Source organism: Streptomyces sp. NBC_01092, from assembly GCF_045039535.1.
Taxonomy (GTDB): domain Bacteria; phylum Actinomycetota; class Actinomycetes; order Streptomycetales; family Streptomycetaceae; genus Streptomyces.
On the sequence record NZ_CP108659.1, the window covers coordinates 6,579,407 to 6,605,212 of the forward strand.

Annotated in this window: 23 protein-coding genes and 1 riboswitch; of the genes, 12 read left to right on the forward strand and 11 right to left on the reverse strand. The window is 71.6% G+C overall.

Annotation, left to right across the window (positions count from 1 at the left end; all coding sequences use genetic code 11):
• Positions 1–84 precede the first annotated feature (84 nt).
• From OG254_RS30060 to OG254_RS30080, 5 genes are all read left to right on the forward strand, one after another.
• Positions 85–1,611: an aldehyde dehydrogenase family protein gene (locus OG254_RS30060; protein WP_405587735.1), complete on the forward strand. Its 1,527-nt coding sequence runs from the start codon at positions 85–87 to the stop codon at positions 1,609–1,611.
• Positions 1,612–1,662: 51 nt separating this feature from the next.
• Positions 1,663–3,192 carry a GMC family oxidoreductase gene (locus tag OG254_RS30065; RefSeq protein WP_405587738.1) on the forward strand — a complete coding sequence of 510 codons (1,530 nt, stop codon included), beginning with the start codon at positions 1,663–1,665 and terminating at the stop codon, positions 3,190–3,192.
• Complete coding sequence (locus tag OG254_RS30070; RefSeq protein ID WP_405587741.1) at positions 3,192–4,280, forward strand: glycine betaine/L-proline ABC transporter ATP-binding protein; 1,089 nt, start codon at positions 3,192–3,194, stop codon at positions 4,278–4,280. The genes OG254_RS30065 and OG254_RS30070 overlap by 1 nt, the downstream gene beginning before the upstream one ends.
• A 52-nt stretch (positions 4,281–4,332) precedes the next feature.
• Positions 4,333–6,351, forward strand: coding sequence for an ABC transporter permease (locus OG254_RS30075; RefSeq protein WP_405587744.1), 2,019 nt, complete (start codon positions 4,333–4,335; stop codon positions 6,349–6,351).
• Positions 6,352–6,448: 97 nt separating this feature from the next.
• Positions 6,449–7,414, forward strand: a complete 966-nt coding sequence (locus OG254_RS30080) for an ABC transporter substrate-binding protein (RefSeq protein ID WP_405587747.1) — start codon at positions 6,449–6,451, stop codon at positions 7,412–7,414.
• Positions 7,415–7,464: 50 nt separating this feature from the next.
• Here OG254_RS30080 and OG254_RS30085 read toward each other — a convergent pair whose 3' ends face one another.
• Both OG254_RS30085 and OG254_RS30090 read right to left on the reverse strand, forming a co-directional pair.
• Positions 7,465–8,199 (reverse strand): isocitrate lyase/phosphoenolpyruvate mutase family protein, encoded by a 735-nt coding sequence (locus tag OG254_RS30085; RefSeq protein WP_405587750.1) that lies wholly within the window; start codon positions 8,197–8,199, stop codon positions 7,465–7,467.
• A 32-nt stretch (positions 8,200–8,231) separates the two neighbouring features.
• Complete coding sequence (locus OG254_RS30090; protein ID WP_405587753.1) at positions 8,232–8,747, reverse strand: carboxymuconolactone decarboxylase family protein; 516 nt, start codon at positions 8,745–8,747, stop codon at positions 8,232–8,234.
• Positions 8,748–8,794: 47 nt separating this feature from the next.
• Here OG254_RS30090 and OG254_RS30095 point away from each other — a divergent pair, with 47 nt between their 5' ends.
• Positions 8,795–10,195 carry a PLP-dependent aminotransferase family protein gene (locus OG254_RS30095; RefSeq protein WP_405587756.1) on the forward strand — a complete coding sequence of 467 codons (1,401 nt, stop codon included), beginning with the start codon at positions 8,795–8,797 and terminating at the stop codon, positions 10,193–10,195.
• Between the two features lie 168 nt (positions 10,196–10,363).
• Here the strand turns inward: OG254_RS30095 and OG254_RS30100 are convergent, their stop codons facing one another.
• Entirely contained in the window at positions 10,364–11,206 is an 843-nt protein-coding gene (locus tag OG254_RS30100; protein WP_405587759.1) for a hypothetical protein, read from the reverse strand.
• A 202-nt stretch (positions 11,207–11,408) separates the two neighbouring features.
• Between OG254_RS30100 and OG254_RS30105 the strand changes: the two genes are divergently transcribed.
• Complete coding sequence (locus OG254_RS30105) at positions 11,409–11,762, forward strand: hypothetical protein (RefSeq protein ID WP_405587762.1); 354 nt, start codon at positions 11,409–11,411, stop codon at positions 11,760–11,762.
• A gap of 16 nt (positions 11,763–11,778) precedes the next feature.
• Positions 11,779–12,966 (forward strand): glutathionylspermidine synthase family protein, encoded by a 1,188-nt coding sequence (locus OG254_RS30110; protein WP_405587764.1) that lies wholly within the window; start codon positions 11,779–11,781, stop codon positions 12,964–12,966.
• Positions 12,967–13,120: 154 nt separating this feature from the next.
• On the opposite strand, the gene OG254_RS30115 is transcribed toward OG254_RS30110, so the two are convergent.
• Positions 13,121–14,161: an AraC family transcriptional regulator gene (locus OG254_RS30115; protein ID WP_405587767.1), complete on the reverse strand. Its 1,041-nt coding sequence runs from the start codon at positions 14,159–14,161 to the stop codon at positions 13,121–13,123.
• 187 nt (positions 14,162–14,348) lie between these two features.
• Here OG254_RS30115 and OG254_RS30120 point away from each other — a divergent pair, with 187 nt between their 5' ends.
• Positions 14,349–15,227 (forward strand): alpha/beta fold hydrolase, encoded by an 879-nt coding sequence (locus tag OG254_RS30120; RefSeq protein ID WP_405587770.1) that lies wholly within the window; start codon positions 14,349–14,351, stop codon positions 15,225–15,227.
• 26 nt (positions 15,228–15,253) lie between these two features.
• On the opposite strand, the gene rocD is transcribed toward OG254_RS30120, so the two are convergent.
• Positions 15,254–16,441 (reverse strand): ornithine--oxo-acid transaminase, encoded by a 1,188-nt coding sequence (gene rocD / locus OG254_RS30125; RefSeq protein ID WP_405595261.1) that lies wholly within the window; start codon positions 16,439–16,441, stop codon positions 15,254–15,256.
• Between the two features lie 187 nt (positions 16,442–16,628).
• Positions 16,629–16,725: riboswitch (ZMP/ZTP riboswitch) on the forward strand.
• A gap of 31 nt (positions 16,726–16,756) precedes the next feature.
• Between rocD and OG254_RS30130 the strand changes: the two genes are divergently transcribed.
• Positions 16,757–18,205, forward strand: a complete 1,449-nt coding sequence (locus OG254_RS30130) for a glycine hydroxymethyltransferase (RefSeq protein ID WP_405587773.1) — start codon at positions 16,757–16,759, stop codon at positions 18,203–18,205.
• A gap of 24 nt (positions 18,206–18,229) precedes the next feature.
• On the opposite strand, the gene OG254_RS30135 is transcribed toward OG254_RS30130, so the two are convergent.
• The 4 genes from OG254_RS30135 to OG254_RS30150 all read right to left on the reverse strand — a co-directional run bounded on the left by OG254_RS30135 (position 18,230) and on the right by OG254_RS30150 (position 21,527).
• Entirely contained in the window at positions 18,230–18,955 is a 726-nt protein-coding gene (locus OG254_RS30135) for a hypothetical protein (RefSeq protein WP_405587775.1), read from the reverse strand.
• The gene (locus OG254_RS30140; protein WP_405587778.1) at positions 18,952–19,755 is read right to left on the reverse strand and encodes a hypothetical protein; all 804 of its coding nucleotides are present in this window, start codon (positions 19,753–19,755) and stop codon (positions 18,952–18,954) included. The genes OG254_RS30135 and OG254_RS30140 overlap by 4 nt, the downstream gene beginning before the upstream one ends.
• A gap of 148 nt (positions 19,756–19,903) precedes the next feature.
• Positions 19,904–20,938, reverse strand: coding sequence for a hypothetical protein (locus OG254_RS30145; protein WP_405587781.1), 1,035 nt, complete (start codon positions 20,936–20,938; stop codon positions 19,904–19,906).
• A complete protein-coding gene (locus OG254_RS30150; RefSeq protein WP_187284268.1) occupies positions 20,925–21,527 on the reverse strand; it encodes an RNA polymerase sigma factor in 603 nt (200 codons plus the stop codon). Before OG254_RS30150 ends, OG254_RS30145 begins: the two co-directional genes overlap by 14 nt.
• An 89-nt stretch (positions 21,528–21,616) precedes the next feature.
• On the opposite strand from OG254_RS30150, the gene trpS reads away from it, so the two are divergent.
• Positions 21,617–22,630 carry a tryptophan--tRNA ligase gene (gene trpS / locus OG254_RS30155; RefSeq protein WP_351197765.1) on the forward strand — a complete coding sequence of 338 codons (1,014 nt, stop codon included), beginning with the start codon at positions 21,617–21,619 and terminating at the stop codon, positions 22,628–22,630.
• A 181-nt stretch (positions 22,631–22,811) separates the two neighbouring features.
• On the forward strand, positions 22,812–23,390 hold the full coding sequence (locus tag OG254_RS30160) for a 2'-5' RNA ligase family protein (protein WP_405587785.1): 579 nt from the start codon (positions 22,812–22,814) through the stop codon (positions 23,388–23,390).
• A 137-nt stretch (positions 23,391–23,527) separates the two neighbouring features.
• On the opposite strand, the gene OG254_RS30165 is transcribed toward OG254_RS30160, so the two are convergent.
• Complete coding sequence (locus OG254_RS30165) at positions 23,528–24,283, reverse strand: decaprenylphospho-beta-D-erythro-pentofuranosid-2-ulose 2-reductase (RefSeq protein WP_405587787.1); 756 nt, start codon at positions 24,281–24,283, stop codon at positions 23,528–23,530.
• A gap of 82 nt (positions 24,284–24,365) precedes the next feature.
• Positions 24,366–25,733, reverse strand: a complete 1,368-nt coding sequence (locus OG254_RS30170) for an FAD-binding protein (RefSeq protein ID WP_405587789.1) — start codon at positions 25,731–25,733, stop codon at positions 24,366–24,368.
• Between the last annotated feature and the right edge of the window lie 73 nt (positions 25,734–25,806).

Below are 25,806 nucleotides of genomic sequence, written 5' to 3' on the forward strand. Positions count from 1 at the left end.
ACCGAGGGGCAGGCGCACTCGGTCCCATGGGTGACATACGTGTGACACAGGGGCTCTGAACAGGAACGGAAGGCAACACCGATCATGGCGGAAAGTACGGAACTCCAGACGCGCGGCACGATCCACGTGGGAGGGGAATGGCGTGCGGCCGTCTCCGGCGCGACGCGCGACATCCTCGACCCCGCGGACGCGACACCGTTCGTCCGGGTCGCCGAGGGTGACGAGAAGGACACCGATCTGGCGGTCGAGGCCGCCCGCCGTGCCTTCGACGGCGGCCAGGGAGAGTGGCCCCGCACGCCCGTCGCCGAGCGTGCCGCCCTGCTGCGCCGCGTCGCCGACCTGCTCGTGCGCGACCGCGAGTCGCTCGGCCTGCTGGAGGCCCGTGACGCCGGCAAGACCGTCGAAGAGGGCCGCGTCGACATCGACTGCGTCGCCGACGCCTTCCGCTACTTCGCCGACCTCGTCGCCGCCGAGGCCCCCGGCCGGGTCGTCGACGCCGGCTCGCCCGACATCCACAGTGTCGTCGTCCATGAGCCGGTCGGCGTGTGTGCGCTGATCACCCCCTGGAACTACCCCCTCCTCCAGGCCAGCTGGAAGATCGCGCCCGCGCTCGCCGCCGGCAACACCTTCGTCGTCAAGCCCAGCGAGATCACCCCGCTGACGACCGTCGCGCTCATCGACCTGCTCGTCGAGGCGGGCCTGCCCGCCGGGGTCGCCAACATCGTCACCGGCCCCGGCCACTCCGTCGGCGCCCGGCTCTCCGAGCACCCCCACGTCGACCTCGTCTCCTTCACCGGCGGCCTGATCAGCGGCACCAAGGTCGCCCAGGCCGCCGCGCCCACCGTCAAGAAGGTCGCCCTCGAACTCGGCGGCAAGAACCCCAACGTCGTCTTCGCCGACGCCTGCGCCACCGACGAGGCCTTCGACACCGCCGTCGACCAGGCCCTCAACGCCGCGTTCATCCACAGCGGCCAGGTCTGCTCGGCGGGCGCCCGCCTGATCGTCGAGGAGTCCGTCCGGGACCGCTTCGTCACCGAACTCGCCCGCCGCGCCCAGAAGATCCGCCTCGGCCGCGGCACCGCCGACGGCGTCGAGTGCGGCCCGCTCGTCTCCGAGCAGCAGCGCGCCAAGGTCGAGTCGTACGTCGAATCCGCGCTCAAGGAAGGCGCGGTGCTGCGCTCCGGCGGCAAGCGCCCCGAGCCGTCCCCGGAGCGGCCGGAGAGCGGCTACTTCTACGAGCCGACCGTCCTCGACCACTGCCACCGCGAGATGAAGGTCGTACGCGAGGAGGTCTTCGGCCCGGTCCTCACCGTCGAGACCTTCCGCACCGAGGACGAGGCGATCGCGCTGGCCAACGACACCGAGTACGGCCTCGCGGGCGCCGTCTGGACCGCCGACGCCGGCCGGGCCCGCCGGGTCGCGGGCCGCCTGCGGCACGGCACCGTCTGGATCAACGACTTCCACCCCTACCTCCCGCAGGCGGAGTGGGGCGGCTTCGGCAAGAGCGGGGTGGGCCGTGAACTGGGCCCCGCCGGACTCGCCGAGTACCGCGAGAGCAAGCACGTCTACCAGAACCTCGCGCCGAAGCCGGTCCGCTGGTTCACGGGCTGACCCCCGTCCCCTCAAGTCAGCTCTGATCAACCCCTCTTGGAGTACCACCCCATGCCCGAGCACACCCACGAGTACGACTACGTCGTCATAGGCGGCGGAACCGCAGGTTCCGTCATCGCCTCCCGCCTCACCGAGGACCCCGACATCACCGTCGCCGTCATCGAGGGCGGCCCCAGCGACGTCGGCCGCGACGACGTGCTGACCCTGCGCCGCTGGATGGGCCTGCTCGGCGGCGAGCTGGACTACGACTACCCGACCACCGAGCAGCCCCGCGGCAACTCGCACATCCGGCACAGCCGCGCCCGCGTGCTGGGCGGGTGTTCGAGCCACAACACCCTCATCGCCTTCAAGCCGCTGCCGTCCGACTGGGACGAGTGGGAGGAGGCGGGCGCCAAGGGCTGGGGCGCGGTGCCGATGGAGGCGTACTACGCCCGGCTCAAGAACAACATCGTCCCGGTCGACGAGAACGACCGGAACGCCATCGCCCGTGACTTCGTCGACGCCGCCCAGGACGTGCTCGGCGTCCCGCGCGTCGAGGGCTTCAACAAGCAGCCCTTCACCGAGGGCGTCGGCTTCTTCGACCTCGCCTACCACCCCGAGAACAACAAGCGCTCCTCGGCGTCGGTGGCGTATCTGCACCCGGTGATGGACGAGCGCGAGAACCTCACGATCCTGCTGGAGACCTGGGCGTACAGGCTGGAGCTGAACGGCACCCGCGCCGAGGGCGTCCACGTGCGCACCAAGGACGGCGAGGAGATCCTGGTCCGCGCCCGGCGCGAGGTCGTCCTGTGCGCGGGCGCCGTCGACTCGCCCCGCCTGCTGCTGCACTCCGGCATCGGCCCCCGCGAGGACCTCACCGAGCTGGGCATCCCGGTCGTCCACGACCTGCCGGGCGTCGGCGAGAACCTCCTCGACCACCCCGAGTCGGTGATCGTCTGGGAGACCAATGGGCCCATCCCGGAGAACTCCGCGATGGACTCCGACGCGGGCCTGTTCGTGCGCCGCGACCCCGAACACCAGGGCCCGGACCTGATGTTCCACTTCTACCAGGTCCCCTTCACGGACAACCCGGAGCGCCTCGGCTACGAGCGGCCGGAGTTCGGGGTGTCCATGACCCCGAACATCCCCAAGCCGAAGAGCCGCGGCCGGCTGTACCTGACCAGCGCCGACCCGTCCGTGAAGCCCGCGCTGGACTTCCGGTACTTCACCGACGAGGACGACTACGACGGTCGCACCCTCGTCGACGGGATCAAGATCGCCCGCGAGGTCGCCAGGACCGAACCGCTGGCGAACTGGCTGAAGCGTGAGGTGTGCCCCGGCCCGGACGTCACCGGCGACGAGGAGCTGAGCGAGTACGCGCGCAAGGTCGCGCACACCGTGTACCACCCGGCCGGCACCTGCCGCATGGGCGCCGCCGACGACGAACTCGCCGTGGTCGATCCGCAGTTGCGGATCCGCGGCATGCAAGGAATCCGTATCGCCGACGCCTCCGTCTTCCCGACGATGACCGCCGTGAACCCGATGATCGGGGTGCTCATGGTCGGGGAGAAGGCCGTCGATCTGATTGGAGGTGAGGCGTGATGAGTACGACAACCAGCACCGCGACGCCCGAGAACCGTAAGTCCCCGACCGCGCCGGTCTTCTCCGTGGAGGGCCTGTGGAAGGTCTTCGGCCCCAAGGCGGACCGCGTCCCCGCCGACCCGGACCTGGCCGCGCTCACGCCCGCCGAGCTGCGCACCCGCACCGGGTGCACCGCGGCCGTGCGTGACGTGTCCTTCGACGTCCGCAAGGGCGAGGTCTTCGTCGTCATGGGCCTGTCCGGCTCCGGCAAGTCCACGCTCGTGCGCTGTCTGACCCGGCTGATCGAGCCGACGGCCGGCAGCATCGCCATCGACGGCGAGGACGTGCGCGCCATGGACAAGGCCCGCCTGCGCGAACTGCGCCGGCACCGCGCCGCGATGGTCTTCCAGCACTTCGGCCTGCTCCCGCACCGCACGGTCCTGGACAACGTGGCGTACGGCCTGGAGATCCAGGGCATGCCCAAGGACCAGCGCCGCGCCCGGGCCGCCGAGATGGTCGCCAAGGTCGGCCTCGACGGCCTGGAACAGCGTCGGCCCGGCCAGCTCTCCGGCGGCCAGCAGCAGCGCGTGGGCCTCGCCAGGGCGCTGGCCCCCGATCCCGAAGTGCTGCTCTTCGACGAGCCGTTCAGCGCGCTCGACCCGCTGATCCGGCGGGACATGCAGGAGGAGGTCATCCGCCTGCACCGCGAGGAGGGCCGCACCATGGTCTTCATCACCCACGACCTCAGCGAGGCCCTGCGCGTCGGCGACCGCATCGCGCTGATGCGGGACGGCAAGATCGTGCAGCTCGGCACCCCCGAGCAGATCGTCGGCTCGCCCGCCGACGACTACGTCCGCGACTTCGTCCGGGACGTGCCACGCGAGCAGGTCATGACCGTGCGCACCGCCATGCGCGCCGGCGACTGCGGCGGCCCCGAGCACCCCGGCGCCCTCACCCCCGACACGGTCGTGTCCGACGCCATCGAGATCGTCGCCCGCACCGGCCGGGCCGCCTGCGTGACGCAGGACGGCAGGTGCCTGGGCCAGGTCGACAACGCGGGGCTGCTGCGGTTCGTGGCCGGGCTGGATCGCGAGGAGGTGGCCGCGTGATACCCGCCCACATCGGCGCGGCGGACGCCTCCCACACCCGGGGGTGGACCGCATGAGTGCCGTCGTCACCCCGTCATCGCCGCCGACGCCGGTCGAACCGGCCGAGGAAGCCGTCCTGGCCGAGCCGCGCTCGCGGCTGCGCCACCCGGTCGTACGGCGCCTGCTGCCGCTGGGCGTCGCGGCCGTCGTCCTGGTACCGCTGGCCGCCATCCTGTGGGGTAGCGGAGCCTGGCCGTCGGATCTGACCGTCGACGTCAAGACACCCCTGGACGACGCCTACACCTGGGTCATCAGCAACCGGGACACCAACCCGGTGTTCCTCTACTTCCTGCTGCACCTGAGCAACTGGTCCGACAGCTCGGTGACCTGGCTGACCGACCTGCTGGAGACCGTCGGCTGGTTCCCGGTGATCGTGGCCGCCGTGCTGGTGTCCTGGCGGGTCGGCGGCCTGCGCCACAAGCGCGGGCTGAAGCTTGCGGGCGTCACGCTCGCCGCCTTCGCGGTCTGCGGCGTGCTCGGCATGTGGCAGGCCACCATGGAGACCCTCGCCCTGATGGCGGTCGCGGTCGCCGTCTCCGCCGTGATCGGTGCCCTGCTGGGCCTGGGCGCCGGCCTGTCGGACCGCTTCGAGCGCATCCTGCGACCGGTCCTGGACACCATGCAGATCATGCCGGCGTTCGCGTACCTGCTGCCGCTGGTGCTGCTGTTCGACATCGGCGTACCGTCCGCGCTGATCGCGACGATCATCTACGCGGCCCCGCCGATGGCCCGGCTGACCTCGCTCGGCCTGCGCGGCGCCGACCCGTCCGTCATGGAGGCCGCGAAGTCGCTGGGCACGAGCCCGGCGCAGCTGCTGCTGACCGCCCGGCTGCCGTTGGCCCGCAAGGAGATCCTGCTCGGCCTGAACCAGACGATCATGATGGCGCTGTCGATGGTCACCATCGCCTCCGTGATCGGCGCCGGCGGCCTCGGTGAGGAGGTCTTCCGCGCACTGTCCACCGTCGACGTCGGCGGGGCGCTCGCCGCGGGCATCCCGATCGTGCTGCTGGCCATCTGGCTGGACCGCACCACCGCTGTCGCCGGTGAGCGGCTGGGCGAGGGCGCGGCTCCGGCCGGTTCCTCCTGGCTGCACGGCTGGCGGGCCTGGATCGTGACGGCCGCCTCGGGTGTCGTACTGAGTGTGGTCGGGTGGCAGCTGCTGATCGCCGAGTGGCCCGAGGCCTGGGGGGTGAACATCGCCCCGCCCGTCAACGACGCCGTCGACTGGTTCACCGGCCACCTGGCCGAGGGTGTGCCCGTGCTGGGCGGCACCCGGACCTGGGCGGACGGCTTCACCACCTGGCTGCTCAACCCGCTCCGGGACGGCCTGACCGGCATGCCGTGGTGGCTGCTGGTCCTCCTGGCCGCCGGGTTCGCCCTGCTCGCGGGCGGCTGGGGCGCCATGTGCACCGCGGCCCTGGCGATGGCCGGCGTCGGCGTCATCGGAGTGTGGGGCCACTCCCTGGACACCATGTCGCAGGCGATCGCGGGCGTCGTCGTCACGCTCGTGCTCGGCTTCCTGATCGGCGTGGCGGCGGCCCGTGTACCGCTGCTGGAACGCATGCTGCGTCCGGTCCTGGACACCATGCAGACCCTGCCGCAGTTCATCTACCTGATCCCGGTGGTGGCCCTGTTCAACGTGGGCCGCGCCGCCGCCGTCGCCGCGGCCGTGCTGTACGCGCTGCCTGCCGTCGTTCGGATCACCGTGCAGGGCCTGAGCCAGGTCGACGCCGCGACGCTGGAGGCGGCCCGTTCCATGGGCGCGTCCACCTTCCAGCAGATCCGCCAGGTACAGGTGCCGCTGGCCCGGCCCGCGCTGATGCTCGCGCTCAACCAAGGCGTGGTGCTGGTGCTGGCCATGGTCATCGTCGGCGGTTTCGTCGGCTCGGGCGCGCTCGGCTACGACGTCGTCTACGGCCTGCAGAAGAGCGAACTCGGCACCGGCCTCGCCGCGGGTGTCGCGATCGTGCTGCTGGGTCTGGTCCTGGACCGCACCACGCAGCGCCCGGCCCAGCGGACGGGCAGGCACTAGCCCGCACCGGCCCCAACCTCAGCCCCCCGTACCTACCCATCCCGGCACGCCGCTCCCGCAGGAACAGCTGCCTGTCCGAAACGAGAGACCCACTCACATGAAGAACAGAAAGCACCTCCTCCGCGCCGCCACCGCCGTCGCCGTCGTCCTGGGCGTCACCGGCCTGAGCGCCTGCGGCGCCGCCAAGACCGACTCCTCCTCTTCGTCGGGCGGCTCCGACTCGGTCACCATCGCCGTACCGTCGTGGGTGGGCGCGGAGGCCAACGCGGCCGTCGCGAAGTACATCCTCGAGAACGAGCTCGACATGAAGGTCAAGCTGACCCAGCTCGACGAGTCGGTCGCGTTCGACGCGCTCAACAGCGGCAAGGCCGACGCGATCCTGGAGGACTGGGGCGGCGCGCCGAAGAAGGTCGAGCTGTACGTCGACAGCAAGAAGTCCGTCGTCTCGGCGGGCGACCTCGGCGTCACCGGCCACATCGGCTGGTTCATACCGAAGTACCTGGCGGACGAGCACCCGGACATCACCGACTACAAGAACCTCAACAAGTACGCGAGCCTCTTCGAGACCGCCGAGAGCGGCAGCAAGGGCCAGCTGCTGGAGGGCTCACCGTCGTACACCACCAACGACGACGCGATCATCAAGAACCTGAACCTGAACCTCAAGACGGTCTACGCCGGTTCCGAGGCCGCGCAGATCACCCAGATCAAGGAGAGCTACAAGGCCAAGAAGCCGTTCATCAGCTACTGGTGGACGCCGCAGTGGCTCAACTCCCAGCTCGATCTGGTCGAGGTCAAGCTTCCCGAGTACAAGGAGGGCTGCGACTCCGACGCGGAGAAGGTCGCCTGCGGTTACGCCAACACGCCGCTGCAGAAGTTCCTTGGCGCCGACTTCGCCAAGGACAACAAGAAGGCGGCCGAGTTCCTGAAGAACTTCAACTGGACCAACGACCAGCAGAACGAGGTCGCCGCGATGATCGCGGACAAGAAGATGGGTTCGGACAAGGCGGCCGAGGCCTGGGCCAAGGCCAACGAGGACGTCTGGAAGGCGTGGCTGCCCAAGTAGACCGCCGGCAACGGCAGTGCCGGGCGCCCCGCTGAGGGCGCCCGGCACTTTCAGTCCAGGTCCGCGGCGATCTCGCGCAGCGCCTGCGCGGCCCCGCGCTGGAGTCCCGGCCCGAACGTGACGCGGGTGGCCCCGAGTTCACCGAGTTCGGTGGACGAGGGGCCGCCGGTCACCGTGCCGTGCACATTGACGGGCCCCTGGATCCCGGACCGCAGCAGCGGCAGTACGCCGACGGGGGCGCCGATCGGATACACACAGTCGGCGCCCGCGGCGACGTACAACGCGGCCCGCTCGATGGTCTGTTCCGCGGCCTGTTTGGGGTTCGCGGCACCGGGCGGCCGGATGAAGGTGTCGATCCGGGCGTTGACGAAGAGCCGGTCGCCGGCGGCGTGCCGTACCTCGGAGAGCCAGTCCGCGTGCGCGCGCGGGTCCTTGAGCACCCCGCCCTCGGAGTCCTCCAGGTTGCACCCGACGGCACCGGTCTCCAGCAGCCGCTCCACCAGCTCCTTCGGCGGGATCCCGTACCCGCCCTCGATGTCCGCCGACACCGGCACGTCCACGGCCCGTACGATCCGCGCGACCGCCGCGAACATCTCGTCGGCCGGGGTCTGCCCGTCCTCGTGGCCGAGGGAGGCGGCGACGCCCGCGCTGGGCGTGGCGAGCGCGGGGAACCCGGCCTCGACGAAGACCCGGGCGGAGGCGGCGTCCCAGGGGCCCGGCAGCACGAGCGGGTCGTCGGGGGAGTGGCGCCGGTGCAGGGCGCGGAAGGTCTCGACCTTGGACACGTTGTGTATCCCGGTTTGGAGTTGTCGATGGCTCACGAATGCTGCCCCGGGCGGTAGTGCCCCGGCGTCATACGGCAGGTCACCCCGAACCGGTTCCAGGCGTTGATCACCGCGATCGCGGAGATCAGCTGGGCCAGCTCGGGCTCCTCGAAGTGCGCGGCGGCACGGTCGTACACCTCGTCGGGCACGAACCCGTCCGTCAGGACGGTCACGCCCTCCGTGAGCTCGATCGCCGCGAGCTCCTTCTCGGTGTAGAAGTGTGCCGACTCCTCCCAGGCGCTGAGCTGGACGATCCGCTCGACGCTCTCGCCGGCCGCGAGGGCGTCCTTGGTGTGCATGTCGATGCAGAAGGCGCAGTGGTTGAGCTGCGAGGCGCGGATCTTCACCAGCTCGTACAACCCGGGTTCGAGTCCCTTACGGGCGGCCGCGTCGACACGGACCATCGCCTTGTAGACCTCGGGGGCGTGCTTGGCCCAGTTCAGACGCGCGGGCCGCTCGGCCGCGTACTCGACCGTCGTGGTGTCGGGGGTGCTGTCGATCGTCGTCATGGTGTCGAGCCTAGGAGCGAAGCAGCCCAGGAGTATGGTCCACTTCCATGCCGAAACCTTGGGCCACTCTGGGCGTCGATCTGCACCTGGAGCCGTCCGGACCGGGCCTGCGCCGCAGCCTGACCGCCGCCCTGCGCGAGGCGGTCCGCAGCGCACGCCTGGCTCCCGGCACCCGGCTGCCCTCGTCCCGCTCCCTCGCCGCCGACCTCGGCATCGCCCGCAACACCGTCGCCGAGGCCTACGCCGAACTCGTCGCCGAGGGCTGGCTCACCGCCCGCCAGGGCTCGGGGACCAGGGTGGCCGACCGCACGGTGACCCCACCGACAGGCACCACGGCCACACCTCACCCGGAGCGCCCGGGCCCGGCCTACGACCTGATCCCCGGCACCCCGGACCTCGCCGCCTTCCCCCGCACGGAGTGGCTCAAGGCGGCCCGCCGCGCCTTCCTCACCGCCCCGAACCAGGCCCTCGGCTACGGCGACCCCCGCGGCCGCCCCGAACTGCGCACCGCCCTCGCCGGCTACCTGGCCCGCGCACGGGGCGTACGCGCCGACCCCGAGTGCGTCGTGGTGTGCGCGGGTTTCGTGCACGGCCTGCAACTGCTCGCCAGGGTGCTGCGGGCGCGCGGCGTGGAGACGGTCGCGGTGGAGTCGTACGGCCTCCCACCGCACTGGAAGCAACTGACGGCGGCGGGCCTGACCACGGAACCGTTGTTGTTCGACGAACTGGGCACGAACCCGGGGGAGTTGACGTCAGGTGACCTGCGCCCCGGGGCGGTACTCCTGACCCCCGCCCACCAGTTCCCCATGGGCGTGCCGCTGCACCGCGACCGCCGGGGGACGGTGGTGGACTGGGCGCGCCGCACCGGCGGACTGGTCCTGGAGGACGACTACGACGGAGAGTTCCGCTACGACCGCCAGCCGGTGGGCGCGCTGCAGGGCCTGGACCCCGACAAGGTGGTCTACCTGGGCACGGCCAGCAAGTCCCTGGCCCCCGCCCTCCGCCTGGCGTGGATGGTGCTGCCGCCGGCGCTGGTGAAGGAGGTGACGGCGGCGAAGGGCGGCTCGGACACCTGCGGCGTGCTGGACCAGCTGACCCTGGCCGAGTTCCTGACCTCCGGCGCCTACGACCGCCACGTCCGCGCCGCCCGCCTGCGCTACCGCCGCCGCCGGGACGCCCTGGTCCGGGCCCTGTCCACCCACGCCCCCCACCTCCATGTCACCGGCATCGCAGCCGGCCTCCACGTCCTCCTGCGCCTCCCGCCCGGCACGGAACGGTCAGTGGTCCAGGCGGCGACGTGGCAGGGGCTGGCCCTGCATGGCGTGAACTCCTACCGCCATGAGCGGTCGACGACAGCCCCCTTGGACGCCCTGGTCGTGGGTTATGGGACACCTCCGGATCATGCGTGGGCGGGGGCGTTGGAGGCGCTGGGCAGGGTGTTGCCGTGAGGGCGGCATCATTCAGCCCGTCCGGCGTTTGAGGACGAGGCCCTTCGGGCCGAAGCGGGGGTCCGGGGGCGGCAGCCCCCTGGGGGTCCCCCCTGCTCGAAGAGCTTGGGGGAGGGACGGGTAGGGGCGGCGGGGGCGAGCAACCTCGACGCCCACCACGACGAACGCTCACCCCCCATCCTCACCGCCGGAGGCACCCGGCGCTTCCCCAAACCGAGCCAACGCCAACGCCCCCGCCACCGACACCACAAACCCCAGCACCGCCAGCCACGCCAACCCCTCCCGCGTACGATCCCCCAGCCACACCACCCCCACCACCGCCGGCCCGACCGTCTCCCCGATCACCATCGCCGCCGTAGCCACCGTCACCGACCCCCGCTGCAACGCAGACGTCAGTGCCAAAAACGCCGCCCCACCCCCCAACAGCAGCGCATAAGTCGCCGGATTGGCCACCAGCTCCGCCGGCTCGACCGAGTCGATCAGCCGCACCGCCACCTCCACCACCCCGAACCCGAACCCCGCCGCCAGCCCGAGCACCAACCCCCGCCCCCGCTCCGGCAACCGCCCACCCGCCAGCCCCACCCCCAGCACGGCCAGCGCCACCCCGAGCATCACGAACTTCAGCGCGTCCGACCCCTCCTGATCCCCCTCCGTCCCCGACGCCAGCCCCAGCATCGCCAGCCCGGCGCACACGACCCCCACCGCGCCCCACTCGTTACGGCTCAACCGCACCCGCAGCAGCCGCGCCGCGACGACCGCAGTCACCGCGAGACTGGACGCCAACGCCGCGCTCACGGCGTAGATGGGAAGCGACCGCAGGGCCACGACCTGCAACACGAACCCCATCCCGTCCAGGCCCAGCCCGGCCAGATACCGCCACTGCCGCAGCGCCCGCAGCAGCACCCCCGCCTCGCCGCCCCCACCCCCCTGGACGCCCGCCGCCCGCGCGGCCATCGCCTGCAACACGGTCGCCGCACCGAAACAGACCGCCGCACCAAGCGCACACAGCATCCCAAACAGCACAAAGCGACTGTAGGCGAGCGGAAGATCGACAGCCCCCCGACAGTCGCACTCTCACCGGTCTCTAGGCTGTCCGCCTGACGAACCACGAACAACCGGCCCGGACAACGGACCCGACAACGGACCCGACAACCGGGTCTTCGACGGCCGGGTCATCGACGGCCGGGCACAGAGAACACCGGGGGAGACACACATGGCAGAAACGCGACGCAGGCTGCGCTCCAGCACAGTCGTACTCGGCGGCATGGGAGTCATAGCCGCGGCCCTGACCTCCTGCAGCTCCGACCCCGACCGCCGCTGCGTCGACCGCGACAGCTACACCTACGAGGGCTACAAGATCGTCGCGGACAAGAACTGCACATCCACCACCGGCTCCGGCTCCTCGTACGGCAAGAGCGGCAAGAAGAAGACCGGCAGCTCCGACGCCGCCTGGTACTACGACGCCGACATCGACGACGGCCACGCCGACTTCGGCACCTTCAGCCGCAGCGAGGCCGTCGACCGAGGCGGCTTCGGCTGCTCGGGCTCGGGCAGCAGCGGCGGCTGAGCAGGACCCGTACGAGATGCAGCGCCGCACGATCGAGCCCCGCCCCGACTGGCAGCAGACCGTCGAGGAGCAGGGCCTCGTCTACCCCCTCACCCGCCACCCGGACGACTCCCTGCGCCCGTACTGGGACGAGAGCGCCTACTACGTGTTCTCCCTCCCGGAGGTCGAGGCGCTGGAGGAGACCGTCGAGGAACTCCACCGCATGTGCCTCGCCGCGGCGGACCACATCGCCTCCACCGGCCGCTTCGCCGACCTCGGCATCACCGACCCGCGCATCGCGGACGCGGTCGCCGAGGCCTGGCGCCGCCGCGCCGAACTCCCGTCCGTCTACGCCCGCTTCGACCTCCACTACGACGGCACCGGCCCGGCCAAGCTCCTGGAGTACAACGCCGACACCCCCACCTCCCTGGTCGAGGCCGCCTCGCCCCAGTGGTTCTGGATGGAGGACCGCTTCCCCGGCGCCGACCAGTGGAACTCCCTGCACGAACGCCTCGTCGCCGCCTGGAAGAAACAGTCCGCCCTGCTCCCGCCCGGGGCCCCGCTCCACTTCGCGTACTCCGCGGCCGACGAACTCGGCGAGGACATGATGACGGTCGCCTATCTGAAGGAGACCGCGGAACAGGCGGGCCTGGACACCGGCTGGATCTCCATGGAGGAGATCGGCTGGGACCGCCTCTCCGGCCGCTTCGTCGACAACCAGCTCCGCTTCATCCGCAGCTGCTTCAAGCTCTACCCCTGGGAGTGGCTCACCACCGACCGCTTCGCCGACCACGTCCTCGGCACCCTCGACAACGGCGGCGGCACGGGCACGACCCTGTGGATCGAGCCTGCCTGGAAGATGCTCCTCAGCAACAAGGCGCTCCTCGCCATCCTCTGGGAGCTCTACCCGGACCACCCGAACCTGCTCCCCGCATACCTCGACGGGCCTCGCGACCTCGCGACGACCACCGGCTACGTGGCGAAGCCCCTGCTGGGCAGGGAGGGCGCCGGCGTGACCATCCACGAACCCGCCGCCGCCGAGGCCATCGTCCGCGAAGAACCCTGCTGCTACCAGCAGTTGGCCCCACTCCCCGCCTTCGACGGCAACCACGTCGTCCTCGGCGCGTGGGTCGTCGAGGACGAGTCGGCGGGCCTCGGCATCCGCGAGTCGTCCGGCCTGATCACGGACGAGTACGCGCGCTTCCTGCCGCACGTGATCCTGTAACGGCCGTGTACGGCCTTACACGGCCGTACACGGAAGGCGAGTCGGGCGAGAGCGGGCCGCGAGGCCGGTGCTGCCGCCCGGCTCGGCTCCCCCGAACCACCGTCCACGACCCGGGCGGCAGGACTCCAGCATCGCGTCGGCACCCGCCACCCAGCTATCCGCTTACGGCGGAAACCGCCCCTTTTTGTGGATAGCCCGAGCCCTGCCGCAACGTCTGTGACGGCGTCTCCCCGTACACCTGCCGATAGTGCCCGGTGAACCGCCCCAGATGCGCGAACCCCCACCGCAACGCCACATCGGTGACCGTCCCGAGCCCGTGCCCGTCCGCGATGGCCAGCAGTTCGCGCCGCGCCAGATCCAGCCGGACCCGCCGCAGATACGCCAGCGGAGTCGTGGCCAGATGCACCCGGAGCCCTTCCCTGAGGCTCCGCACACTCACCCGCGCCGCCACCGCCATGTCGGCCACGGATATCGGCTCATGGGCATGCTCGGCACAGAAGTCCGCGGCCCGCCGCACGGCACTGGGCAGCACCGCCGGCCCCCGCCCCGCCACCGTGTCGCTGAGCATGTGCGGCTGGGCGTCCAGCAGCCCGTTCACCACCAACTGCTCGAAGTGCCCGACCCCCAGCGGCGACCGCTCCGCCAACTCCGAGTCGGCGAACTCGGCGAACGCCCGCACCACGCGCAACCACGCCCCGACCACCCCCACCCGCGGATCCAGCACCGGCGCGAACCGCAGCGGCGCGGACGGCAGTTCACCCAGCCGCACCGCGAGCCCCCCGTCGAGCGTGGCACGGGGAATGATCAGCACCCGGTTCAGGGTCTGCCCGCTCCACCGCATCGACAGCCGCTGCCCCGGATTGACGACGCTCAGCGAGGACGCCAGGGCCACCCCGTCCGCCGTCACGACACCGTCGCCCGCCAGTGGCACATGGATGTTGTAGAACTCCGGCAGCTCACCCGGCGTGACATCGACCTCAGCCCCGTACCCCAGCTCGTACAGCGCCACGCCGCCCTCGTGCACACACCGGAACCGCCCGTCGACCGGATGCTCGTCCAGCACCGTCAGCCGGTGCGGCGCGAACCGCGCACTGACCAGCGCGTGCAACTCCTCGACATCACTGCCCCGGAAGAGCAGCCCCCGCCCCGCATCCGGGGACCCCGACCCCGACCCCGCTCCGCCCATGACGCCCATGCCTCTCCGTAACGCGTCCTGTGCGGAACGTACCGCCCTCGTCCTCCCGACGCCCCGGAATCGCGATGGCGGTCGCGGCGGCCGCAGCCCGGCCCCATGGACGATCCCTCGATACAGCGATACGATACGTCTCGTCTCGTGAACCCGGAGGCGAGCCCATCAGCCCGCCGCACCCTCAAGGAGCCCCATGGAACACGTCATCGACCTCGACGCGGCACCCGGCATCCGCCTGTGGGCGGAGGACCACGGTGCCCCCGACTCACCTCCCCTCCTGCTGATCATGGGCGCCCTGTCCCCAGGCCTCGGCTGGCCCGACGAACTCGTCGCCCTCCTCGCCGCCCAGCACCGCGTGATCCGCTACGACCACCGCGACACCGGCCGCTCCACCTGGGCCTACGACGACCGGCCCTACCCCCTCACCGCCCTCGCCGAGGATGCCCTCGCGGTCCTGGACGGACTCGGCATCGCACGCGCCCACGTCGTCGGCATGTCACTCGGCGGCATGCTCACGCAGCTCCTGATCGCCGACCACCCCGACCGCCTGCTGAGCGCAACCCTGATCGGCACGGGCGCCCTCAGTGACACCCCGTACCGCGACCCGGACGGCACCCGCGTCCCGCCCGAGGAACTCCCCAGCGTCGAGCCCCGCATCATGCAGCTCTGGTCGCAGCCGTGGACGGACCAGGGCCAAGAGGCCGAGCTGAACCGGCGCGTCGAGCACTGGCGACTACTGTCCGGCGGCCAACTCCCCTTTGACGCCGACTACTTCCGCACCCTGGAACAGCGGGTCATCGCCCACACCGGCCACCACAGGCCCGCCGACGCCCACGCCCGCGCCGACACCTCCGGCATGCTCCGCACCGAGCAACTCGCCCGGACCACCGTCCCCACCCTCGTCACCTCGGCCCCCGCCGAACCCGTCTACCCCCTCCCGCACGCCCACCACCTGGCCCAGACGATTCACGGCGCCCACCTCGTCGAGATCCCCGGCATGGGCCACGCGCTGTCACCCGAGATCCACAAGCCACTCGCCACCGCGATCCTCGACCACACCGCGCCCCGCTGAGGCCGGCGGCACCCGCACCGGCGCACTCACACCCCGAGCACGCCCCGCAACTGGGCGAGCCCCCAGTCCAGATCCTCCTTCCCGATCACCAAGGGCGGCGCGATCCGGATCGTGACCCCATGGGTGTCCTTCACCAGCACACCCCGGTCCATCAGCTTCTCGGACACCTCCCGCCCCGTGCCGTACGCCCGGGCGATGTCGACCCCCGCCCACAGCCCGCGTCCCCGCACCTCCGTCACTCGGCCCGTCCCGGTCAACAGGCCCAGCTCCCGGTGCAGATGCGCGCCCAGCTCGGCCGACCGGGCCTGGAACTCGCCCGTCCGCAGCATCGCGATCACCTCCAGCGCCACCGCACACGCCAGCGGATTCCCGCCGAACGTCGACCCGTGCTCCCCGGGCCGGAACACGCCGAGCACATCGGCCGACGACACCACCGCCGACACCGGCACCACCCCGCCCCCGAGCGCCTTCCCCAGCACATACACATCCGGCACGACCCCCTCGTGCTCGCACGCGAAGGTACGTCCCGTGCGCCCCAGCCCCGACTGGATCTCGTCCGCCACGAACAGCACGTTCCGCTCCCGCGTCAGCTCCCGCACCGCCGGCAGATAACCGTCCGGCGGCATGAGCACCCCCGACTCGCCCTGGATCGGCTCCAGCAGCACGGCCACCGTGTTCTCCGTCAAGGCATCCCGCATCGCCGTGAGGTCCCCGTACGGCACGATCTCGAAGCCCGGCGTGTACGGCCCGAAGTCCGCCCGCGCCTCCGGGTCGGTGGAGAAGCTGATGATCGTCGTCGTACGGCCGTGGAAGTTGTTGCCCGCGACCACGACCTTCGCCATTTCCGCCGGGACGCCCTTGACCCGGTAGCCCCACTTCCGGGCCGTCTTCACGGCCGTCTCCACCGCCTCCGCCCCGGTGTTCATCGGCAGCACCATCTCCATCCCGCACAGCTCGGCGAGCTGCGCGCAGAACGCGGCGAACCGGTCGTGATGAAACGCCCGCGACGTCAGCGTCACCCGCTCCAGCTGCGCCTTCGCCGCCGCAAGGATCCGCCGGTTGCCGTGCCCGAAGTTGAGCGCCGAATAACCGGCCAGCAGATCCAGATACCGCCGCCCCTCCACATCCGTCATCCAGGCCCCGTCCGCCGTCGCCACGACGAGCGGCAACGGGTGGTAGTTGTGCGCGCTGTGCGCCTCGATCGCGGCGATCATCGATTGGGTGGTGCTCGACGTACTCACGGGGCTCTCCGTTTCCGCCACCGCGAGGCTCGTGTCCGGCAGTCACGAGGCTCGCGGCCACTGTCCAATTCCTGCCTTACGAGTGCCGTGCGGCCTCCTCCTATCGTTGCTCGCATGGTGGACGTGCGCCCATGGCTGACCGGCGCGCCCGGTAGGCTGATCGGCGGGCCGTGACTGGCGCGCTGGGATGGACGAACCATCGGGGAGCGGCCCCTGGACCGAGTCCAGACCGAGTGCCGTGCGCCTGGGCCGTACCGTGATCGCTGCACACGACGTCCGGAGGTCCCCATGTCAGCCGAGCCCCTCTCCAACGAGTCCACCGCCTTCCGTTCCGCCCTCGACGTGATCCGCGCCGTCGAGCCGCGCGTGGCCGATGCCATCGGCCAGGAGGTCGCCGACCAGCGCGAGATGCTCAAACTGATCGCCTCCGAGAACTACGCCTCCCCGGCCACCCTCCTGGCCATGGGTAACTGGTTCAGCGACAAGTACGCCGAGGGCACCATCGGCCGCCGCTTCTACGCCGGCTGCCGCAACGTCGACACCGTCGAGGCCCTCGCCGCCGAGCACGCCCGCGAGCTCTTCGGCGCCCGCCACGCCTACGTCCAGCCCCACTCCGGCATCGACGCCAACCTCGTCGCCTTCTGGGCCGTCCTCGCCGCCCGCGTCGAGGCCCCCGCCCTGGAGAAGGCCGGCGTCCGCCAGGTCAACGACCTCTCCGAGGCCGACTGGGCCGAGCTCCGTCAGGCCTTCGGCAACCAGCGCATGCTCGGCATGTCCCTGGACGCCGGCGGCCACCTCACCCACGGCTTCCGCCCGAACATCTCCGGCAAGATGTTCGACCAGCGCTCCTACGGCACCGACCCCACCACGGGCCTGATCGACTACGACGCGCTGCGTGCCTCGGCCCGCGAGTTCAAGCCGCTGATCATCGTCGCCGGCTACTCCGCCTACCCCCGTCTCGTGAACTTCCGGATCATGCGCGAGATCGCCGACGAGGTCGGCGCCACGCTCATGGTCGACATGGCCCACTTCGCGGGTCTCGTCGCCGGCAAGGTCCTCACCGGCGACTTCGACCCGGTCCCGCACGCCCAGATCGTCACCACCACCACCCACAAGTCGCTGCGCGGCCCGCGCGGCGGCATGGTCCTGTGCGACGACTCCCTCAAGGACCAGGTCGACCGCGGCTGCCCGATGGTCCTCGGCGGCCCGCTCCCGCACGTCATGGCCGCCAAGGCCGTCGCCCTCGCCGAGGCCCGCCGGCCCTCCTTCCAGGACTACGCCCAGCGCATCGTCGACAACTCCCGCGCACTGGCCGAGGGCCTGATGCGCCGTGGCGCGACCCTGGTGACCGGCGGCACCGACAACCACCTGAACCTGATCGACGTCGCCTCCTCCTACGGCCTCACCGGCCGCCAGGCCGAGGCCGCGCTCCTCGAGTCCGGCATCGTCACCAACCGCAACGCCATCCCCGCCGACCCCAACGGCGCCTGGTACACCTCCGGCATCCGCATCGGCACCCCCGCCCTGACCACCCGTGGCCTGGGCACCGCCGAGATGGACGAGGTCGCCGCCCTCATCGACCGCGTCCTCACGTCCACCGAGGCCGGCACGACCAAGTCGGGCGCTCCGTCCAAGGCCGCTCACGTCCTCGACGCGAAGATCGCCGACGAGATCTCCCACCGGGCCACCGACCTCGTCACCGGCTTCCCGCTGTACCCGGAGATCGACCTGGGCTGACGCCCGCCTCTACGCGCCGCCGACCTACAGGTCCAGGTCGATCAACTCCTGGCGTGGCTCCTGACGCGGCGGTCCGGCTTCCGGCCGGGCCGCCGCGCGGCGTATCAGCAGCGTGCCGCCGACGCCCGTCGCGAACCCGACAGCCAGCCCCGCCAGCGCCCACCCGGCACCACCCGACACCACGCCGGACCGGCCCCCGGCCGCCGTTCCCTCAGCGGCAGCCATGAGCTCCCCCTCCGTTTCGCCGAGGAGTCCTCCCAGGTCCAGCCGCTCGAAGACGGAGCGCGGTGCCCGGTGCCAGCGGATGTCGTCGTCCTCCACGTCCGGCGCGAGGTCCGAGCGCACCCAGGGTGTGCCGTCCCCGGCCACGAACAGCTGGTCTTGCCGCTCGATGGCCACGTCCCCTCCCGGCGCCCGGTTCGTCTGCGGCCAGCCACCGACTCCCGTCAGTCCCCAGAGCACGGTGATCCGTATCGACGGATGACGGCCCTTCGCCCAGTCCTCCGGCACCCGCTCCGTCCCGACATACGTCGGCTGGAACAGCTGCCAGAGTCTGGCGAAGCCCGGCTGACCGGAGTGCAGTGCCGTCGTACGCCCCGTGCCGCCCGCGACGACCATCGCCACATCGGGGACGTCCCGGCCCTGCTTGGGCGCGGCCCAGGCGGCCGCCGCTGTGCCCCACAGAGCCAGCGCCGCCGACGCCGCCACGACCAGCGCGAGCCGCAGCCTTCCGCTCAGATCGGCCTTCATAGGTCCCGCAGCTCCTGCCTCGGCCCCGGCTCGCCCCGCAGGCGGTCCAGTGGGAGTCGCGTGGCGAAGGGACGCAGCACCAGCGCGAGCACCGCTCCGGCCGCCGCGCCCGGGAGCGCCCACCACCAGTCGGTGGCGTCAGTCGACCCCGACCCGGCCGGGGACGTCCCGGTCGCCTCGTCCGCCGTGGGCGCCGCCGAGTCCTCCGCGACGTCGTCCGTCCCGGACGCCTCCCCGTCCGGCGGGAAGATCGCCGCGCGTCCCTCGGAGGAGACCTTGCCCATCAGGCCCAGCTTCGCGAGCAGGGTGCGCAGCTCGGACGGGTGATCGGCTCGATGCCAGGTGCCGTTCGGCGTGCTGTCCAGGCTCGCCGCCGTGTGTATCCAGACCGCCTTCCCGACGTCGACCGGGTAGACCTGGTCGAGGCGCCAGGGGGACACGTCATGAGCCATCCATGTGACGTTGATCTGGCGGGCTGCCGTCAGTCCGGCCTCCGGCGGCTTGTCACGGGTGCCTTTGCCCGGTGTGCCGAGCAGCTGCTGCAGCTCTTCGTACTCCTCGTCGGAGTAGTACAGCGCGGCCGTCTCCGTGCTCTCCGGGGAGACCAGGAGCACGCTCGTCGGTCCTCCGGCCGACGCCGGGGCCGCGGCGCCCCACAGCAGCAGGGCCAGCGCCGCAGCCAACGCCCCGGTCAGCGCCGTGAGTTCACGGCACCGGCCCCGCCGGCCGGCCCACCAGCCGCGTCCGCGCGAGCACTGGCCCGAGCAGCCGGTCTCCTGTCCCCTCAGCCGGCCTTCCAAGCGACCGACCTCATGTCCGCGTCCGCACATCCGAACCCCCAACCCGAGCAATGCCCATGCGGCCCGTCCCCGAGCCGCTTGTCACTTCTGGTACACCGCCCGACCCGCCTGGGTTCCCACCCCGAACCGACTATTTCGGGGCCACCGGCTACTTCGACGCCGCCTCGGACGCCCTCTCCACCGACCGCGCCATCGCGAGGGCCCGCTCCTTCGACGCCACCCCTTCCAGCCGCAGCGCGACGCTCTCGCCCTCGGCGTTGTGGGTCCACAGCAACGTCGGACCGGCCGTCCGCTCCTCGCGGGTGAAGTGCTCCCCGCTCGCGTCCACCAGCCAGAAGGTCAGCAGATGCGGCCGGGCGAACCAGAGGGCCGTGTCGGCCGCCGTGCCGCGCGAGGCGTCGGGGGCCAGCGAGATCCACTCCGGCGGTTCGCGCACCGACTTGGCGAAGCCGATGTCCAGGCTGGCCCGGCGCTCGTCGAGTCGTATCGTGCGCCCGCCCTCGCGCCAGCAGAGGCTCATCAGGAACCGTCCCCGAGGCTCGTCCGTCACCGCTACCGCGTCCGGCATGCCGAGCTCCTTCGGCACCAGCGGCTCGAAGCCCGCCCGGCGCTCGGCCTGGGCGAGTGACACCGAGCGGCCGCAGCCGGGGACCTCGGCGCCGGGGGAGGGGACCGCCGACGGGTCGTACCGCACCTCGACGCCGGCGAAGTCGAACCAGTCGAAGACCGCCGCCCGCACCGGGGGCGTGAGCACCAGCACCGTCACCAGGCCGCACAGCGCCGCCGTCAGCGAACGCCAGCGGACCCGCGCCCAGCGGCGCACCGCCCGCAGCCGCTGCGCCGCACGCGGCGGCTCGGCCACCGGCACGGGCATCTGCTCGGCGAGTATCTGCCCCAGCACCCGCTCGACCATCGTCTCGGCGCCGTCCGCCGCATCCCGCGCGTCCAGGGAACGCCCGAGCGCCCTCAGCTCCTCCGGCAGGTGCGGCGCCGCCTCTCCACGCCGACCGCCGTCACCGGAGCCTCGGCCAACGGCACCCCGGCCGCTCCGACCGGCGCTTTCGCCGCCCCCGGCGCCCTCACGCCCGTACGCACGCCCATGCCCGGGCGCACGCCGCCCCCCGCTCTCGTGCGCCCCTTCGCCGTCATCGTCGTAAGGCCTGCGTCCGTCACCCATGCTCATCACCCCCTTCCCGAGGCTGGAAATCCGGCAGTAGTCGCCCCAGCTTCCGCAGCGCGCGGTTCAGCCGGGATTTCACCGTGCCCCGGGGCCAGCCCAGGGCCTGGGCCGTCTCGGACTCGTCCATTTCCAGGAGATAGCGGTAGGTGACGACCAGACGGTGCTCCTCGCTCAGCTTCTCCAGGGCGGCCTGGAGTGCGGCACGGCGCTCTATCTCCAGGGCGGCGACCGCGGGGTCCGCCGATTCCGGTATCAGGGGCTCCGCCTCCGCGAACGCCGCCTCGCGCCCGGCGAGCGTGCGCTGGCGGGCTGCCGTACGCACTGTGTTCCTCGTCTCATTGGCCACGATCGCCAGCAGCCACGGCTTGAACGCCGCGCCGTCCTTGAAGCGGCCCAGCGAGCAGTACGCCTTGACGAAGGCCTGCTGCACCACGTCCTCCGCGTCCGCACCCGCCCCGAGCGCGGCGGCCGCCCTGAGCGCGATGCCCGTATGGGCCCGCACCAGCTGCGCATACGCCTCCGGCTCTCCGGCGCGTACGCGTGCGATCACCGCGGCCTCATCGACGATGCGGCCCCCCTCCCGCGTCCTCACACCTTTGTTACACCGCCGGGCACGGATCGGTTCCCATCTGTTCCCGACCAGTTCCGGACCGGCCCCCGGGACCTGAGATAATGGGGGACATGGCTTCTGACCGACCCCGCGTGCTCTCCGGAATCCAGCCCACCGCAGGCTCGTTCCACCTCGGCAACTACCTCGGCGCCGTCCGCCAGTGGGTGGCGCTGCAGGAGACCCACGACGCGTTCTACATGGTCGTCGACCTGCACGCGATCACGGTCCCGCAGGACCCGGCCGAGCTGCGCGCCAACACCCGGCTCGCCGCCGCCCAGCTCCTCGCGGCCGGCCTCGACCCCGAGCGCTGCACGCTCTTCGTCCAGAGCCACGTCCCCGAGCACGCCCAGCTCGCCTGGATCATGAACTGCCTCACCGGCTTCGGCGAGGCCTCCCGCATGACCCAGTTCAAGGACAAGTCCGCCAAGCAGGGCGCGGACCGGGCGTCGGTCGGCCTGTTCACGTACCCGATCCTCCAGGTCGCGGACATCCTGCTGTACCAGGCCAACGAGGTCCCGGTCGGCGAGGACCAGCGCCAGCACATCGAGCTCACCCGCGATCTCGCCGAGCGTTTCAACGGCCGTTTCGGCCAGACCTTCACCGTCCCGAAGCCGTACATCCTCAAGGAGACGGCGAAGATCTACGACCTTCAGGACCCGTCGATCAAGATGAGCAAGTCGGCGTCCACGCCGAAGGGCCTCATTAACCTCCTCGACGACCCCAAGGCCACCGCCAAGAAGGTCAAGAGCGCGGTCACCGACACCGACACCGTCATCCGCTACGACGCCGAGAACAAGCCGGGCGTCAGCAACCTGCTCACCATCTACTCGACCCTCACGGGGACGGGAATCGCGGATCTGGAGCAGAAGTACGACGGCAAGGGCTACGGTGCGCTCAAGACGGACCTCGCCGAGGTCATGGTCGAGTTCGTGACGCCCTTCCGGGAGCGGACCCAGCAGTATCTGGACGACCCGGAGACGCTGGACTCGATCCTGGCCAAGGGTGCGGAGAAGGCGAGGGCCGTCGCCGCGGAGACGCTCTCCCAGGCGTACGACAAGGTGGGCTTCCTGCCCGCCAAGCACTGAGCCCGCACCACGGCACACGGCCGGAACACGGCCGTACCACCGCACAGCGCTGCACATCACTACGGTTGCGCCTGCCCGCAGCACAGTCGTGGCCGTACAGTCGATAGCCGGGTGGCCGCGCAGGCGGCCACTCACGCTCACCAACAGGGCGAGAGCTCACCGAGAGACGACAGGAGACGACGTGGGGACCGTAACGATCGGCGTGTCGATCGCGGTCCCGGAGCCTCACGGCAGCCTGCTCCAGGAGCGGCGCGCGGGCTTCGGCGACGCCGCGGCTCACGGCATCCCCACGCACGTCACGCTGCTGCCGCCGACAGAGGTCGACTCCTCCCTGCTGCCCGCGATCGAGGCGCACCTCGTCGAGGTCGCGGCCGCCGGGCGTCGCTTCCCGATGCGGCTGGCCGGCACGGGCACCTTCCGGCCCCTGTCGCCGGTGGTCTTCGTCCAGGTCGTCGAGGGCGCCGAGGCCTGCACCTGGCTGCAGAAGCAGGTCCGCGACGCCTCCGGGCCCGTCGCACGCGAACTGCAGTTCCCGTACCACCCTCATGTCACGGTCGCCCACGGCATCGACGAGGAGTCGATGGACCGCGCCTTCGAGGAACTCGCCGACTACGAGGCCCACTGGCCCTGCACCGGCTTCGCCCTTTACGAACAGGGCGCCGACGGCGTGTGGCGCAAGTTGCGGGACTTCGCCTTCGGGAGCGCCGTGGTGCCGCCGCAGGCGGGGCATGTGGAGCGCGGGTCGATCCCGGCGGGGTAGCTCCGCGGGGTGCGCCGGGACGGGTGGGTGCGACTTAATGTCGTTGTTCGGCCTCGGCGCCGTCGTGGCCGGTCGCGCAGTTTCCCGCGCCCCTTTAGGGCGCCGGGGCGCCTCCGACGCGGGCGCTCAGACAGCGCTCAGATCGGCAGCCGGCGGAACAGGCCCCTCGGCACATGCCGCAGCGCCGACATCACCACCCTGAGTGTGCCCGGCACCCACACCGTCTCCGAGCGGCGGCGCAGGCCGACCTCGATCGCCGTCGCGACCGCCTCCGGGGTGGTCGCCAGGGGAGTCTCCTCCAGGTCCGCGGTCATCTTCGAGCGCACGAATCCGGGGCGTACGACCATGACGTGGACGCCGGTGCCGTGCAGGGCGTCGCCCAGACCCTGGGTGAAGGTGTCGAGGCCGGCCTTGCTGGAGCCGTAGATGAAGTTGGCGCGGCGGGCCCGTTCGCCGGCGACGGAGGACAGGACGACGAGCGAGCCGTGGCCCTGGGACTGGAGCGCGCCCGCGCTGACCAGGGCCGCCGACACGGCGCCCGTGTAGTTGGTCTGAGCCACCCGCACCGCGTTCAGCGGCTGGCGCTCGTCGCGCGCCTGGTCGCCGAGGATCCCGAAGGCGAGCAGCACCATGTCGATGTCGCCCTCCGCGAAGACCTTGCCGAGCACCGTCTCGTGGGACTCGGGGTCGAGCGCGTCGAAGGCCACCGTGCGCACGTCGGCGCCCAGGGCGCGCAGATCGGCCGCCGACTGATCCAGGGCCGGTGACGGGCGTCCCGCCAGCCACACCGTGCGGGTACGGCGCGCGATCAGGCGGCGTGCGGTGGCCAGCGCGATCTCGGACGTACCGCCGAGGACGAGCAGGGACTGGGGGAGGCCGAAGGCGTCCTTCACGACAGCTCCTAGAGGTCTGAGGGGCCGGGGAGGCTTGATGGGGGCGGGAGTTCGGAGGGTTCGGGGGATCCGATGCCGGGGGCTACAGGGCGAGGCGGCGGGCCAGGTCCGAGACGAACACCGCGCGCGGGTCGACCTCGGCGCGCAGTGCGCGGAACTCGTCCAGGCGCGGGTACATCGCGGCGAGCAGTTCGGGCCGCAGCCGGGAGTCCTTGGCGAGGTTGACCCGCCCGCCCGCCGCGGCCACGTCCTCGTCCAGCGCGTCCAGGAGGGGGCCGAGCCCGGGCAGGTACGCCGGGATGTCCAGGGCCAGCGTCCAGCCGGGCAGGGGGAAGGAGAGCCAGCCGGGGTCGGCGTCGCCGAAGCGCTTGAGGACGGCCAGGAAGGACGGGCAGCGGTGCTCCGAGACGCGGGCCACGATCCGGCGCAGCGTCTCCTCCTGGCCGTGTCCGACGACGAACTGGTACTGCACGAGGCCGCCCCGGCCGTAGACCCGGTTCCAGTGCGGCATGCCGTCCAGCGGATGGAAGAAGCGGGCGAGCCTCTGGAGTTCGCCGGTACGCGCGCGTGGCGCCCTGCGATACCAGAGTTCGTTGAACCAGCCCACGGTGCGGCGGCTCAGCAGGCCCTCCGGGAGGAGGGCGGGCGGGGCGGGCAGGCGGCCGGGGCGGAAGGCGAGCGGCTCCCTACGCGCGCGCGTGCCCTCGCGCAGCGCCTCCAGGGGAGCGTGGTCGCCGCGGGTGAGCACTGCGCGCCCCATCGCCGCGCCGCGCGCCAGCAGGTCGATCCACGCGACCGAGTAGCGGTAGTGGTCGTCGGTTGCGGACAGGCGGGCCAGCAGGTCGTCGAGGTCCCGCGCGCGCTCGGTGTCGACCGACATCAGTGACGTCGCCACGGGCTGGAGCTGGATCGTCGCGGTGAGGATCACGCCGGTCAGGCCCATGCCGCCGGTGGTCGCGTCGAACAGGGGCGTGCCGCGGCCGACGGTGCGGATCTCGCCGTCGGCGGTGAGGAGTTCCAGCGACAGGACGTGGCGCGAGAAGGAGCCCGAGACGTGGTGGTTCCTGCCGTGGATGTCGGCCCCGATCGCGCCGCCGACCGTCACATGGCGGGTGCCGGGCGTCACCGGTACGAACCAGCCCAGCGGGAGCAGCACCTCCATCAGCCGGTGCAAGGAGACCCCCGCGTCGCACAGCACGATGCCGCTGTCGGCGTCGATCGCGTGAACGCGGTCCAGGCCGGTCATGTCAAGGACCGTGCCCCCGGCGTTCTGCGCCGCATCCCCGTACGCCCGCCCCAGGCCCCTCGGGATGCCTCCGCGAGTCCCGCAGCCCCGGACCGCCGTCACGGCCTCCTCGTACGTCCTGGGGCGGATCAGACGGGCGGTGGTCGGGGCGGTGCGGCCCCATCCCGAGACGGAGACGGAGACGGAGACGGTGTCGGCAGGCATGTCGGCGACCGTAGCGTCCGTATGCGGGCGATCAGTTCTAAAACATTCCTACCCTCCGCAAAATGGGTGATTA

Excerpts from the sequence above, each read along its gene's own strand:
- OG254_RS30060 (WP_405587735.1), top strand. The coding sequence starts at position 85 with ATGGCGGAAAGTACGGAACTCCAGACGCGCGGCACGATCCACGTGGGA.
- OG254_RS30090 (WP_405587753.1), bottom strand. The coding sequence starts at position 8,747 with ATGACGACGATCGACAGCACCCCCGACACCACGACGGTCGAGTACGCG.
- OG254_RS30075 (WP_405587744.1), top strand. The coding sequence starts at position 4,333 with ATGAGTGCCGTCGTCACCCCGTCATCGCCGCCGACGCCGGTCGAACCG.
- OG254_RS30080 (WP_405587747.1), top strand. The coding sequence starts at position 6,449 with ATGAAGAACAGAAAGCACCTCCTCCGCGCCGCCACCGCCGTCGCCGTC.
- OG254_RS30135 (WP_405587775.1), bottom strand. The coding sequence starts at position 18,955 with ATGAAGGCCGATCTGAGCGGAAGGCTGCGGCTCGCGCTGGTCGTGGCG.
- trpS (WP_351197765.1), top strand. The coding sequence starts at position 21,617 with ATGGCTTCTGACCGACCCCGCGTGCTCTCCGGAATCCAGCCCACCGCA.
- OG254_RS30130 (WP_405587773.1), top strand. The coding sequence starts at position 16,757 with ATGTCAGCCGAGCCCCTCTCCAACGAGTCCACCGCCTTCCGTTCCGCC.
- OG254_RS30120 (WP_405587770.1), top strand. The coding sequence starts at position 14,349 with ATGGAACACGTCATCGACCTCGACGCGGCACCCGGCATCCGCCTGTGG.
- OG254_RS30105 (WP_405587762.1), top strand. The coding sequence starts at position 11,409 with ATGGCAGAAACGCGACGCAGGCTGCGCTCCAGCACAGTCGTACTCGGC.
- OG254_RS30110 (WP_405587764.1), top strand. The coding sequence starts at position 11,779 with ATGCAGCGCCGCACGATCGAGCCCCGCCCCGACTGGCAGCAGACCGTC.
- rocD (WP_405595261.1), bottom strand. The coding sequence starts at position 16,441 with ATGATCGCCGCGATCGAGGCGCACAGCGCGCACAACTACCACCCGTTG.
- OG254_RS30145 (WP_405587781.1), bottom strand. The coding sequence starts at position 20,938 with ATGAGCATGGGTGACGGACGCAGGCCTTACGACGATGACGGCGAAGGG.
- OG254_RS30065 (WP_405587738.1), top strand. The coding sequence starts at position 1,663 with ATGCCCGAGCACACCCACGAGTACGACTACGTCGTCATAGGCGGCGGA.
- OG254_RS30100 (WP_405587759.1), bottom strand. The coding sequence starts at position 11,206 with ATGCTGTGTGCGCTTGGTGCGGCGGTCTGTTTCGGTGCGGCGACCGTG.
- OG254_RS30095 (WP_405587756.1), top strand. The coding sequence starts at position 8,795 with ATGCCGAAACCTTGGGCCACTCTGGGCGTCGATCTGCACCTGGAGCCG.
- OG254_RS30115 (WP_405587767.1), bottom strand. The coding sequence starts at position 14,161 with ATGGGCGTCATGGGCGGAGCGGGGTCGGGGTCGGGGTCCCCGGATGCG.
- OG254_RS30170 (WP_405587789.1), bottom strand. The coding sequence starts at position 25,733 with ATGCCTGCCGACACCGTCTCCGTCTCCGTCTCCGTCTCGGGATGGGGC.
- OG254_RS30070 (WP_405587741.1), top strand. The coding sequence starts at position 3,192 with ATGAGTACGACAACCAGCACCGCGACGCCCGAGAACCGTAAGTCCCCG.